Source organism: Sphingobacterium sp. B16(2022), from assembly GCF_012030425.1.
Classification (GTDB): Bacteria; Bacteroidota; Bacteroidia; order Sphingobacteriales; family Sphingobacteriaceae; genus Sphingobacterium; species Sphingobacterium anhuiense.
Genome location: NZ_JAAUVN010000032.1, coordinates 1 through 210 on the forward strand (window position 1 = coordinate 1; position 210 = coordinate 210).

A 210-nucleotide genomic window follows, 5' to 3' on the forward strand; every position below is an offset into this window, starting at 1 on the left:
TTGCTAATCCCCGAAGCTTATCGCAGCTTATCACGTCCTTCATCGCCTCTGAGAGCCTAGGCATCCCCCGTGTGCCCTTATTTACTTTCTTCACCTCATAGCCCTTTTGCTACTATGGGTTGCTTTTTGATATATAACCGTGATGCTACGCATTAATCCGTTCGGCCTTGACCGAGGGTCTTCATAATACATCGAGCACATCACAGCATT

General features: G+C 47.1%; 1 rRNA gene. It reads right to left on the reverse strand.

The annotated features are described in order from the left end of the window. Positions 1-91: ribosomal RNA gene (locus HCX49_RS25315) — 23S ribosomal RNA — on the reverse strand; the annotation flags it as partial. Positions 92-210 lie beyond the last annotated feature (119 nt).